Origin of the sequence: Acinetobacter pragensis, from assembly GCF_001605895.1 — a bacterium.
Taxonomy (GTDB): Bacteria; Pseudomonadota; Gammaproteobacteria; order Pseudomonadales; family Moraxellaceae; genus Acinetobacter; species Acinetobacter pragensis.
In genome coordinates this window covers 50,416-63,206 of the sequence record NZ_LUAW01000045.1, presented here as the reverse complement: position 1 = coordinate 63,206, position 12,791 = coordinate 50,416, and the positions used below count along the sequence as shown (strand labels likewise).

The window sequence follows — 12,791 nt, the reverse complement described above, 5'->3', positions numbered from 1 at the left end:
TGAATATGTCAGCTTTTATGCATTTTTGGCATTCTGCTTTGCACTTTGTTTTTTATTATCCATTGTTTATGTCGTATCTATGGATGATCGGCGCATTGATTTTCTATTGGAAAGAGCGCAAAGATCCGCCGTATCAGCAGCCGCCAGCCTTAAAGGAATATCCTAAAGTTGCCGTTTTGGTGCCTTGCTTTAATGAAGGTGACAATGCGGAAGAAACACTCAGCCATGCGCTGGCTTTGCAGTATCCGAATTTTGAAGTGATCGCCATTAATGATGGCAGCTCAGACCATACGGCTGAGGTGCTGGACCGTCTGGCTGGCCAGTATGACAAACTTCGGGTGGTGCATTTTGCGCAAAATCAGGGCAAAGCGATGGCCTTGCAGGCAGGCAGTTTATTGACTGAGGCAGAATATTTAATTGGCATTGATGGCGATGCGCTGCTCGATCCGCATGCGGCTTCTTGGATGATGCGTCATTTCCTGAAAGATGAAACTGTGGCTGCTGTCACAGGGAATCCCCGCATCCGTACCCGGTCTACCTTAATTGGCCGGATACAAGTGGGGGAGTTTTCATCCATTGTCGGCATGATCAAACGTGCGCAGCAAAGCTTTGGCAGACTGTTTACAGTGTCTGGCGTGATTACGGCTTTTCGTAAAAGCGCCGTGCATTCCGTCGGATACTGGTCACCGGATATGCTGACAGAAGATATTGATATCACTTGGAAGCTGCAGCGTGCAGGCTGGAATATTCATTTTGAACCGAATGCATTGGTTTGGATTTTAATGCCTGAAACTTTCAATGGTTTATGGAAGCAGCGCCTGCGCTGGGCCATGGGCGGCGCGCAAGTGCTGCTGAAAAATGTTGATGTTCTGCTGAAGCCGCAGCTGAATTTTTTATGGCCGCTCATGATGGAACTGATTCTGACTCTGGTGTGGTCGTACTTAATGCTGATGCTCGCGGTCTTTTGGCTGGTGCATTTTATTGTTCCCATTCCTTACATTGGCGATGTCAGTTCACCTTTCTTGCCTTATGGCACCGGCATGCTGCTGGGCGCGACCTGCCTGCTTCAATTCGGCATCAGTAAATGGATGGACAGCCGGTACGAGCCGGCATTAGCAAAAAATTATTTTTGGATGATTTGGTATCCCTTTGTTTTTTGGCTTATTACGATCAGCGCCAGCATTGTCGCTTTTCCTAAAGTTTTAAGGTTAGGAACAGGGCAGCGCGCGCGCTGGGTCAGTCCAGACAGAGGGATGCGGGTTAACCCTACACTAGAGAATAAAATGAATGAAAAGCAATAGTTTAATTATTGATTTGCGCCGTCAGCTGCCATGGCATAAGCGTTATGCCTCCAGCACCAGTACTGCGATGATGTGGGCTGTTTGGCTGCTGCTGTGGCGTCCTGTCCTGATCGTTGCGGGATTGATGAGTTTGCAAAAGCATCATCTGCTGCAGCATTTGTTCGGTTCTTTCGGCTTGGGTTTGGAACATGGCATAACGGCTTTATTTGCCTGTGTTGCCGCGCTGCTGCTGTGGTCGAACTATATGCCTGCAAAAAGGGTGAACTCGCCGCACGTGAAGTCCATGACAGATTATGTCCGTCATTTTAATATTCCTGCACAGGAGGTGGAGCAGGGCCGTCAGCAAAAAATCAGTACCGTGCATCATGATGAACAGGGCAGAATTATTCGAATAGACGCTTAAAATCAGTTTCATTTCATATGATTTAAAAAACAATATGAATGAAAATGGCTGAACTGAGGCGTTGCTGCCGGAAGTGCTAAAATACGTCATTGATAAAAGCCCTCAACTCATGAGGGCTTTATCTTTTCACAAGGCGATATTTCATTTTACTTGGCAACGCATATGTTTAAATCACCTGATTGGCTAGAGTTTTGCGGCGGAAAGTTTTAGACTTGCTTCCCATTCATTGACCCATTAAATACAGCCGCATTTTAATGGTGCTGTTTTTGCTTTTGATTACATTAACTCTTAGGCTTGAAGCAGTAAAACGGCTGTGCTTGCGATTTGGCTATTATTCTCTTTGAGAAGGCGAATAATACATCATGAGCACATTCAAAATTTATATGATAAACCCATAGCGCGTGGATATTTTTACATGACTCAGCATATTGTAATCAAAGAATTATTTGATAAGCCTATCGGGCAGAAGCTGTGGGTTGCTCCGATGGCCGGCGTAACAGACCGCCCATTTAGAACACTGTGCAAATACTTTGGTGCAGGGCATGCCGTCAGTGAAATGATGACATCGGACAAAACGCTGCGTATGAGTAAAAAGAGTCTATACCGTGCAAACTTTGATGGAGAAATTGCGCCAATTTCTGCACAAATTGCAGGTTCAGACCCCAGCGCACTTGCGGAAGCTGCGCGATATCAAGTTGCCAATGGCGCGCAGATTGTCGATATCAACATGGGCTGCCCAGCCAAAAAAGTCTGCAATAAGCTGGCTGGTTCTGCATTATTAAAAGATGAAGATTTGGTTGCGCGTATTTTAGATGCAGTTGTGGCTGCAGTTGATGTGCCAGTCACGTTAAAAACGCGTTTGGGCTATTTAAATGGCTATGAAAACATTATGCGGGTGGCTGAGCGTGCAGAAGAAGCCGGCATTGCCGCTTTAGCGCTGCATGGTCGTACCCGTGAAGATATGTATTTAAATACGGCGCGCTATTCGCTGATTAAAGACGTAAAAAGCATGCTGAATATTCCAGTCATTGCGAACGGCGATATCGACAGTCCGGAAAAAGCCAAATATGTATTGGACTATACCGGGGCAGATGCCGTGATGATTGGCCGCGCGGCTCAAGGCCGTCCGTGGATTTTTCGTGAAATCGCACATTATTTAGCAACGGGCGAGCACATGGCCGCGCCCAATATTGAAGAAGTCAAAACAGTTTTGCTTGGGCATTTAAGTGAGCTGTATGAGTTTTATGGTGAGTATTCAGGCTGCCGTATTTCGCGTAAACACATTGCTTGGTACACCAAGGGACTGCGCTCCAGCAATGAATTCCGTCAAAATATGTACAAGGTTGAATCTACGGCTGCTCAGTACCAAGTTGTTGAAGACTATTTTGATCATTTGTTGGCGCATGGTGAAATTATGAGTGATGTGCAGACAGAGCAAGTCAATTTATTAGAAACTTAATCTGAATGTGGCGCTTAATAGATGCTATCGCCTTAAAATTTCAACTGTGATGTTTTAAATGCTGCTGATCAATGTTCTCTTTAAGAATTGATCCATTTAGACAGGCTGTAAGGCGGTATTTTGAATGCTCTGATCATCGGCTTTTTTTGAAGATATGATGAATTGAATTTAAAAGTTTTAAATCAGTTTATCTGTTAATCAGAAGGCGTTTAAAATTGCACATCTTAAAAATGCAGTTTTAAAAGTCTAGATGGCAATCGGGTTGGCTGCATTAAAAAAAGCTGAAAATAATCTGCTATTTTCAGCTCAGTATTCAATTTATTTACTTTAGATTCTGGCTATTCATTTTTAAGCAAAATTCATTTCCAAAACCAGCTGATTAATAAGGTCGGCCGCTTCCAATTCACGGATTTGCGCGGCGTTGCTGCCTGCCCAAAATGCGCCAAAGCCATGATCTCCCTGTTTTGATGCTGCAGCATGCAATTGCTTGCCCAAATCATAGGTATAAGGGTAGGCGGGAACTGCGGGCCGATTAGGCGTATCAATGGAGGTATGCCAATGATTGATTAAACCGCGTGCTGGACGGCCGGAGATGCTGGCCGTGATTTGGGTAATGGGCTGATTCAGCAACGCTGTGCGGTAGGCATCATTGGCATTGGATGTTTTGCATTGGACAAATGCTGTGCCCAGCTGTACGGCATCTGCGCCGTGATTCAGCAAGACTTTGGCTTGCTGTCCGGACATGATGCCGCCGGCAGCCACAATCGGCAGCTGGCAATGCTTTTTAAACAATTGAACCAGATCATCTGTTTTGACACTGCTGTCAAAGCTTTCATTGAAAATGCCGCGGTGCCCGCCAGCTTCTATCCCTTGGGCAATAATAATATCAATGCCTGCCGCTTCTATGGCGTGTGCTTCAGCCAAATTTGTCGCAGAAACCATGGTGATAATACCAGCAGCTTTCAACGCTTCAATTTGATGTGCATGCGGAATGCCAAAATGGAAGCTGACTGCTTTGGGCTGTGTTTCCAGCACGACCTTTAAAAAATCATCATTATCTAAAAAGCTTGGGTAAATACAGTTCAAGCTGGCAGGAGGCTGCGCGCCGTATTGCTCAAATTGAGGTCTCAGATACTCGATCCATTGCTGGGTCACAGTATTGTCAAGCGCTTGGCTGTGATGGCAGAAAAAATTGACCTGAAATGGGCGGTCTGTCAATTCTTGCGTTTTTAAAATCTGCTCACAGGCAGCTGCCGGTGTATTTGCCCCTAAGCCTAATGAACCTAAGCCGCCTTGGTTTGAAACTTCCGCTGCTAAAGCAGGAGTTGAAACACCAGCCATTGGCGCTAAAAAAATTGGATGTCTGATTCCCAAGCGGTTTAATAAGTTCATTCATGCCTCTCCTTGTATCATTTAACTTTGCCCAAGCGCCACGCATTTAGCAAATGATATTCATTATTTTTTTAGTAAATAATTCAGCTTATTGCATAAGGTCAGCCACTGTATTTCCAGCATGGTTCTATATGGGCAGCTGTTATATGAATGGGATATCATTTTGAAAAAAGCGAGTTAAACTTTGCAAGCATGCTATTTCAGGCATAATGGCGCGCGAGATTGAAATTTGATTCGAGTCTGAAATGAAGTGTTATGTGACAGCAGCAGTATTATCCAGTGTGTTGTTGGCGGCGTGTTCCAATGGTGAAACAAGCGAAACGGATGGCTCTAAGGCAATGGATGTGAGTGCTGCCGCTTATACCGTTCAAGATGCGGCCGAATTGCAGCAGAGAATAGCGGCTTTAAATGCTGAACTGGCGAACAGCTATCAGCAGATGAAACGGCAAAATGCATATGCCTTTTCTGATTCATCAGCTTTGAATGCTGATGACTTGACGACTTTAAATGTTCAGGCGGTCAGCGCAACAGCATTAAAACCGGTGAAAGAAAATTACTGCACTGTCATGAATGGCTATTTCAATGAATTGTACCGTTTAGGACATTTTAATTTGAATCTGCTGGATGGTATTGCGATGGCGAATGCGCCTAAAACAGGACTAAGTGAGCAGTTTGAAAATGCAGATGCTTTCTATCGTTTTATACTGGAACAGCATACCAGCTATAAGCAAGCGCAGCAGCTGATGGGGTTCGGCTGTAACTTGCGTGCGGCATTAACGCCTTAGCTGTACAGTGTTCTGAACTAAAGTTGTGTTTGAAGCCTATTCGCTGCTACTGAATTGTTGAAGCGTTGTTCTTCTTTGCTGGTAGCCTATTCACGGACTATAGTTTTGGCCCCTTAAATAAAAGCGGGCGTTCAAAACTATTTAAATCACAAAACAGTTATTAAAAAAAAGCCCGTCTTCTGACAGGCTTTTTATCTTCAATGCAGTGGTTAAAAGTCATGAAGCGGGGTGCCGCTTCAGCTGATCAGCAGCCAGTCAGTTTTTCAGGCTGAGGGCGTTCACCTGGGAAGAAGATTGGGCGAAGTTTGACACCAATACCATTTCCGATAAAGGCAAAGATCAGCCATAGCCAGCCGTGTAAACTGCCTGATGCAATACCGCTAAAGTATGCGCCAATGTTGCAGCCGTAAGCCAAACGTGCGCCATAACCCAGCATTAAACCGCCAATGACTGCAGCTGCTAATGAGCGTTTAGGAATATTAAAGTTTGGTGCAAATTTTCCAGCAAGGCTGGCAGCCAATAATGCGCCAAGCATAATGCCGAAGTTCATCATAGATGTAACATCAAACCATAAAGATTCAGTCAAGGCTTTGGCATTGGCTGGCTGCTGCCAGTAGCTCCAAGAGGCAACATCAAACCCGATGAAACTGGCAGATTTGGCAGCCCAAACAGCAAGGGCAGAAGTGACGCCCCACGGACGGCCGGCTAAGGCCAATGTCGCAAAGTTCAGCAGGGTCAAAATAATACCGCCCCACACTAAAGGCCAAGGGCCGCGCAGAAAGCGTTCAAAGCCTTGATTCTGGCTTTGCGGTTCCGACTCTAAACTGCCGTGGCGTTTTTTCTCAAAATAGACTGTTGCTGCGGCAATTGCAGCGAACAGCACAAAGTTCAGCACGAGTGCCGGAATAACGCCCAGACTGTGCACTACAGAAATCGGCGCTAAATGCGGCAGGGCAAACCACCAGTCTAAGTGTGTGGTTGCAATTAATGATCCAGTACAGAAGAAAAACAGCGTAACAATCATCCGCATGCTGCCGGAACCGACAGTATAGAGTGTGCCTGAAGCGCATCCGCCGCCCAGCTGCATGCCTATACCGAAAATAAATGCGCCGATCATGACAGACATGGAAACAGGGCTGACATTGCCTTTAACGGGATTGCCAAAAAGTTCGCCAGCACCTAAGGCCGGGAAGAACAGCAATACCGCTAAAGCCAGCATAATCATTTGAGCGCGCAGACCGCGTCCGCGGCGCTCTTTAATAAATACACGCCAGCTTGATGTAAAGCCAAAAGAGGCGTGATACAGCGTCATGCCTAATGCGCCGCCAATCAAGAACAGCAGGGCTTGATTAAGGCCAACCACTTGGAATGCGCCAACAGTACCTAAAATTAAAAGCAAAAAAGACACCCAAATCGATACATTTGACCGATTTGCAGGTGCAGCAAGAACTGACATAAGAGAGGAGATAATTCAAACTAAATAAGTAGGGTTATTCTACGCAATTTAAATAGGTTAAAAAGACATTATGCGAAAATACATAATGTGTATGTCTTATGATTTATATTGGTAAAACTTATATATCTAGATGGGTGTTACATCAAAAAGTGAGCCGACCCATGCCGCAAATACCATTGCAATGATGCCCCAAGCAGTGACGCGCAGACTGCCGTGCAGCATAGACGTTCCTGCAAAATAGCTGGACAGAGCACCTAAGCCCGCCAGTGACAGCACACCAACAGCCATTACTGTGTAAGAAATATATTGGTCTGGGCTGAGCAAGATAGACAGCATGGGAAAAAGCGCGCCAATTGAAAAGGCCAGTGCAGAAGAGCCAGCTGCCTGCAAAGGATTGGCCGAAGTATTTTCATGTATGCCAATTTCATCTCGGGCATGCGCTTCCAAGGCATCTTTTTCTGTTAATTGAAGCGCAACTTCATGGGCAAGCTCCGGAGCCAAGCCGCGGTGAATATAAATCTGGGTTAATTCTTTTAATTCAAGATGCGGATTTTTTTCAAGTTCACGGGCTTCCATATGCAAATCTGCTTTTTCGATATCGACTTGGGATTTAACTGAAATATATTCGCCGGCAGCCATAGAGGTCGCGCCAGAGATCAGGCCCGCAACGCAGGTAATAAGCAGTGTATGAGAGGATGCGCCGCTGGCAGCCATACCAATAATAAGGCTGGTCACTGAGATAATGCCGTCATTTGCGCCTAGCACTGCGGCGCGCAGCCAGCCTGTACGCTGAATATAATGTTTTTCTGCATGATGTGAATAAGACATGTTGTTCTCAATGGTTTTTTATCTCTCGTTATGAGCCATACCATGACCATTTTCAGATTAAAATTCAAGACCGGGATTAAACCTTTAGGCATAAAAAAAGCTCCATGAGAGGAGCTTTTTTTTATTTGAGATTATTGCTGCGCTTTTTCTTTTACATCGCCAGCACTTTTCTCAATGGTTGCTGCCGCATCGGCAGTTGCATTTTTAGTCGCTTCTTTCGCGTCATGCGCAGCAGCTTCAGTTTTCGCTACAGCTTCATCAGCAGCCGCATCAATTTTGGCAGCAGCATGGTCAGCAGCAGCGGCAGTTTCAGATGCGGCGTGATCGGCAGCATTTTGAATATCATGGCCTGCTTGATCAGCAGCATTTTCAATGTGTTCACCCGTAGTAGCGCCAGTTTCAGGCGGTTTTTCTTTACTGCAGCCTACAAGTGCAACAGCTGCGGCTAAACCTAAAGCAACAAGTAATTTATTCATTGTGATATTCCTCTTTTTGTTATGCCCGTAGCATGGGCTGAAATTATATTAGCTGAAAAAATAAGCATGAATTGATCAAAAATTGTTGATTAAGTGTAATCTTAGTCAACGTTTTGCTGAGCTTCTGTTTTTAACGGTCAATCAATATTCATCCTGCACTAAATCTTCAATTGATGAGGCTAAATGGTGGATGGAGACTCGCTATCATTATGGCGCTATAAATAAATTTCTTCTGCTAAATTGACATCATCTGCTGTGCACAGCAGTAGATAGTCAGCGCTGCTGTTATTGGTAATGGCAATGCTGTTTTCAGGGAAATCTTCGATTTCACGAATGGAGGCGTTCTCTTGGACAAGATGGCCCATTGTGCGTTTAATTCTTTTCATATCGCTACTGTCTGGGAAGGGGAAAAGCCGCCACGGTTCAATATCATCTTCATTACCTCTGTTTGTAAAATCGATACCAAACTCACCGCCATTTTCAATCTGCATTTTGCTTTATATTTTTTCTGGAAATTAAAAGCTGAATTTCGCCTTGGCTATTTCGAGATATGTGTATTCTAATGGAAAAGGCGTAATTTAATACTTGAGCTATTACTGTAAGAAATTTATAAGCTGACTATATATTTTAGTCAGTAAGATTGAGGGGTAGTAAATTGAAGATATAAAAAAGCCTGCAAAAATGCAGGCTTTTTTATGGGTTAATCTATATGAACGATATAGATTAAAGACCGGCTGATGCTTTTAGCGCTTCAACTTTGTCGGTTTTTTCCCATGTGAATGCGTGATCTGAACCTTCGCGGCCAAAGTGACCATATGCAGCAGTTTGCTGGTACATTGGCTGAATGAGATCCAGCATACGGGTAATGCCGTATGGGCGCAGGTCAAAATGTTCACGAACCAAGGCAATAATCAAATCTTCAGATACTTTAGCTGTATTGAAGGTATTGATTGAAATAGAAGTCGGCTCTGCAACACCAATTGCGTAAGACACTTGAATTTCACATTTGTCCGCTAAACCGGCAGCCACAATGTTTTTCGCAACATAACGGCCAGCATAAGCCGCTGAACGGTCAACTTTTGACGGATCTTTACCAGAGAAAGCGCCGCCGCCGTGACGCGCCATACCGCCGTAAGTATCGACAATAATTTTACGGCCAGTTAAGCCGCAGTCGCCTACAGGGCCGCCGATAACGAACATGCCTGTCGGGTTGATGTGGAATTTTGTGCCGGCATGGAACATCTCAGCAGGAATCACTTTTTTCACGATTTCTTCAATAACAGCTTCTTTTAACTGTGCTTGCGTGATTTTCGGATCGTGCTGAGTTGAAAGGACAACCGCGTCTAGACGGACCGGTTTGCCATTTTCATAAGCAAAAGTGACTTGGCTTTTTGCATCTGGACGCAGCCAAGCCAATTTGCCTTGTTTGCGAAGCTCAGCTTGCTTTTCCATTAAGCGGTGCGCATAAGAAATAGGCGCAGGCATAAGTACATCAGTTTCGCGGCTTGCATAGCCGAACATTAAACCTTGGTCGCCCGCACCTTGATCTTCAGGTTTTTGACGGTCTACACCCTGAGCAATTTCAGGAGACTGCTTGCCGATCATGTTGATCACAGCACAAGTTGAACCATCAAAACCTAAGTCAGAATGGTGGTAGCCAATACCGTTTACGGTATTGCGGACAATCGCTTCGAAGTCTACGTTGGCAGTTGTTGTGATTTCACCGGCAAGTACTACCGCACCCGTTTTTACAAGCGTTTCACAAGCAACCCGCGCATACGGGTCTTCTTTTAAGATTGCATCCAAAATAGCATCGCTGATTTGGTCAGCCATTTTATCCGGATGGCCTTCGCTTACAGATTCCGAGGTAAATACAGCGTACTCGCGCATAAGTCCTATCACAGTTAATTTTAAAGACGCAATATGTTACATCGAGTTTGCCTTGAGGACTAGCTCCATGCGACCAAAATGGCTGAAATTAATTCATTTCCATGACTTTTTATTTGATATGAGCATCTAAAAAATTGATATGGAATTGAGTCTGGTTTATTTCTTGTGCTGTGAGGCACCGGTTTAAGCGGAAACAGAAACCAATAAAAGCCATGCCGAGCGCTGAATAACGAAGAAGCATGCGGCACTTAGAAATTTTTAGGGTTGAAAAAGTTCAAATCTGATTTTTCTGAGTCAATTATCAAAATTCCAATAACTTAACTATGCGGTTTAAGCTGTGTTGGATTTATATTTTTATTCTTATTCATGCTTTTATTGCTAACCTGAATAAAATTCACTTAATTTGATTGGCAGATAAAAAAGTTTTTTGTATCGCTGAGGCTGTACATTTTTAATGCAGAAGATTCAATAGAATCAGCGATGTATAAATCACTTCTTTGCAGCACTGCATATTTTTATCCTCTGATTGGATTGGAATAAAACAGAGCTTCAGCGCATATAGACTTGAAAATGAACAATAAGTACCCAAAATTACAGGGGTATATGAATATTTAGCGAAATATTGCCCATTAGGCTTTACCCATTCCGCTTTTTTTAAGACAATACGTGCATCTTTGAATTCTTATTCATCTTACTCTTTTAAACCATTTATTTGGACTCTGACCTTATGACAACCCCGCTTAACGAACGTCGTATTGCAAACGCAATTCGTGTATTGGCTATGGATGCTGTGCAAAAAGCAAATTCAGGACATCCAGGTGCTCCAATGGGGATGGCAGATATCGCTGATGTGGTATGGCGTGATTTCTTAAATCACAACCCGACCAACCCGCAATGGGCAAACCGTGACCGTTTTGTATTGTCTAATGGTCATGGCTCTATGCTGCAATATGCGTTATTGCACTTAACCGGTTATGCGCTTTCAATTGACGATTTAAAATCATTCCGTCAATTGCATTCAAAAACTCCGGGTCACCCAGAGCTGGGTTATGCGCCTGGTATTGAAACAACAACAGGTCCATTGGGTCAGGGTATTGCCAATGCGGTAGGTTTTGCCTTAGCTGAAAAAACTTTAGCTGCGCAATTCAATAAAGATGACATTCAAGTTGTTGATCACTTCACTTACTGTTTCCTGGGTGACGGCTGTTTAATGGAAGGTGTCTCTCACGAAGCATGTTCATTGGCGGGGACTTTAGGTCTGGGCAAGCTGATCGCTTACTATGACGACAACGGCATTTCAATTGACGGTGAAGTGGAAGGCTGGTTCTCTGACGACACAGAGCAGCGTTTCCACGCTTACGGCTGGCAAGTGATTAAAGTTGATGGCCATGACAGCGAAGCGCTGCGCGCCGCAACTTTAGAAGCTAAAGCGGAAACGAAGAAGCCGACCATCATTATTTGTAAAACAGTGATTGGCTTGGGTTCACCAAATAAACAAGGTAAAGAAGATTGTCACGGTGCGCCGCTGGGTAATGACGAAATTGCATTGACACGTGAAGCATTGGGCTGGACAGACGGTCCATTTGAAATTCCAGCTGATGTCTATGCAGCTTGGGATGCCAAAGAGAAAGGCGCAAAATCTGAAGCAGCTTGGAATGAGACTTTTGCAGCCTATGCCGCAAAATATCCAACAGAAGCAGCTGAACTGAAACGCCGTATGTCAGGTGATTTACCGGCTGACTTTGTGGCTAAAGCCGATGCATACATTGCAGAAGTGAATGCCAAAGCTGAAACTGTTGCAACCCGTAAAGCCAGCCAAGCTGCCATTCAAGCATTTGCACCGCAGCTTCCAGAAATTTTGGGCGGTTCTGCAGACCTTGCAGGCTCTAACCTGACACTTTGGAAAGGCGCTCAAGGCGTTCAAGACAATCCAGCAGGGAACTATGTACACTACGGCGTACGTGAGTTCGGCATGACAGCAATTGCAAACGGTGTGGCCCTGCATGGCGGATTCATTCCTTACGTAGCAACATTCCTGATGTTTATGGAATATGCGCGTAATGCAGTACGTATGTCTGCACTGATGAAACAGCGTGTGATTCATGTATATACTCATGACTCAATCGGTCTGGGTGAAGATGGCCCTACGCATCAGCCCGTAGAGCAAATTGCTTCATTACGCGGTACACCGAACCTAAATACATGGCGTCCATGTGACACTGTAGAAGCTTCTATTTCTTGGAAATCTGCATTGTTACGTAGCGAAGGTCCTACAGCGTTAATCTTCTCTCGTCAAAACTTGCCATTCCAAACCCGTACAGATGTTCAAATTGCTGAAGTCGAGAAAGGCGGTTATGTACTGGCGAAAGAAAAAGGCGAATTGAAAGCAATCATTATTGCGACTGGTTCAGAAGTTTCATTGGCAATGGATGCATACGCTCAGTTAGATGGCGTTCGTGTTGTGTCTATGCCATGTGCTGAAGAATTCGTGAAACAGGATGCGGCTTACCGTGAAGCTGTTCTTCCTGCAGCGATCCGTGCGCGTGTTGCTGTTGAAGCGGCGCATGTAGATTACTGGTGGAAATTTGTCGGTCTTGACGGCCGTGTGATCGGCATGACAACTTATGGCGAATCTGCCCCTGCGAAAGATTTGTACCAGCACTTCGGCATTACAGCTGAAGCAGTCGTTGCGGCAGTGAAAGAAATCACCGCTTAACTCACGGCATTCAATAGCGATAAAAGACGTCCCAGTACTGGGACGTCTTTTTTATGGGTTTTAATAACCATATATCAACGAATGA

General features: G+C 44.7%; 11 protein-coding genes. 5 read left to right on the top strand and 6 right to left on the bottom strand.

What is annotated here, in order from left to right; all coding sequences use genetic code 11:
* The first annotated feature begins 5 nt into the window (after positions 1-5).
* The 3 genes from pgaC to dusB all read left to right on the top strand — a co-directional run bounded on the left by pgaC (position 6) and on the right by dusB (position 3,163).
* Positions 6-1,301 carry a poly-beta-1,6-N-acetyl-D-glucosamine synthase gene (gene pgaC / locus AZH43_RS15715; protein WP_067671639.1) on the top strand — a complete coding sequence of 432 codons (1,296 nt, stop codon included), beginning with the start codon at positions 6-8 and terminating at the stop codon, positions 1,299-1,301.
* The gene (pgaD, locus tag AZH43_RS15710) at positions 1,288-1,704 is read left to right on the top strand and encodes a poly-beta-1,6-N-acetyl-D-glucosamine biosynthesis protein PgaD (protein WP_067671636.1); all 417 of its coding nucleotides are present in this window, start codon (positions 1,288-1,290) and stop codon (positions 1,702-1,704) included. Before pgaC ends, pgaD begins: the two co-directional genes overlap by 14 nt.
* A 415-nt stretch (positions 1,705-2,119) precedes the next feature.
* The gene (gene dusB / locus AZH43_RS15705; protein WP_067671633.1) at positions 2,120-3,163 is read left to right on the top strand and encodes a tRNA dihydrouridine synthase DusB; all 1,044 of its coding nucleotides are present in this window, start codon (positions 2,120-2,122) and stop codon (positions 3,161-3,163) included.
* Between the two features lie 348 nt (positions 3,164-3,511).
* Here the strand turns inward: dusB and AZH43_RS15700 are convergent, their stop codons facing one another.
* The gene (locus AZH43_RS15700) at positions 3,512-4,555 is read right to left on the bottom strand and encodes an NAD(P)H-dependent flavin oxidoreductase (RefSeq protein WP_067671630.1); all 1,044 of its coding nucleotides are present in this window, start codon (positions 4,553-4,555) and stop codon (positions 3,512-3,514) included.
* A gap of 257 nt (positions 4,556-4,812) precedes the next feature.
* Here AZH43_RS15700 and AZH43_RS15695 point away from each other — a divergent pair, with 257 nt between their 5' ends.
* On the top strand, positions 4,813-5,340 hold the full coding sequence (locus AZH43_RS15695) for a hypothetical protein (RefSeq protein WP_227509831.1): 528 nt from the start codon (positions 4,813-4,815) through the stop codon (positions 5,338-5,340).
* Between the two features lie 244 nt (positions 5,341-5,584).
* On the opposite strand, the gene AZH43_RS15690 is transcribed toward AZH43_RS15695, so the two are convergent.
* The 5 genes from AZH43_RS15690 to metK form a co-directional block, all read right to left on the bottom strand.
* On the bottom strand, positions 5,585-6,796 hold the full coding sequence (locus tag AZH43_RS15690; protein WP_067671624.1) for a YeeE/YedE family protein: 1,212 nt from the start codon (positions 6,794-6,796) through the stop codon (positions 5,585-5,587).
* A gap of 126 nt (positions 6,797-6,922) precedes the next feature.
* Positions 6,923-7,624 (bottom strand): VIT1/CCC1 transporter family protein, encoded by a 702-nt coding sequence (locus AZH43_RS15685; protein ID WP_067671622.1) that lies wholly within the window; start codon positions 7,622-7,624, stop codon positions 6,923-6,925.
* Positions 7,625-7,755: 131 nt separating this feature from the next.
* Positions 7,756-8,100 (bottom strand): hypothetical protein, encoded by a 345-nt coding sequence (locus AZH43_RS15680; RefSeq protein WP_067671619.1) that lies wholly within the window; start codon positions 8,098-8,100, stop codon positions 7,756-7,758.
* 215 nt (positions 8,101-8,315) lie between these two features.
* Entirely contained in the window at positions 8,316-8,591 is a 276-nt protein-coding gene (locus tag AZH43_RS15675; RefSeq protein WP_067671616.1) for a hypothetical protein, read from the bottom strand.
* A gap of 232 nt (positions 8,592-8,823) precedes the next feature.
* Positions 8,824-9,990: a methionine adenosyltransferase gene (gene metK / locus AZH43_RS15670; protein WP_067671613.1), complete on the bottom strand. Its 1,167-nt coding sequence runs from the start codon at positions 9,988-9,990 to the stop codon at positions 8,824-8,826.
* 727 nt (positions 9,991-10,717) lie between these two features.
* Here metK and tkt point away from each other — a divergent pair.
* Complete coding sequence (tkt, locus tag AZH43_RS15665) at positions 10,718-12,706, top strand: transketolase (RefSeq protein WP_067671610.1); 1,989 nt, start codon at positions 10,718-10,720, stop codon at positions 12,704-12,706.
* Positions 12,707-12,791: the final 85 nt, after the last annotated feature.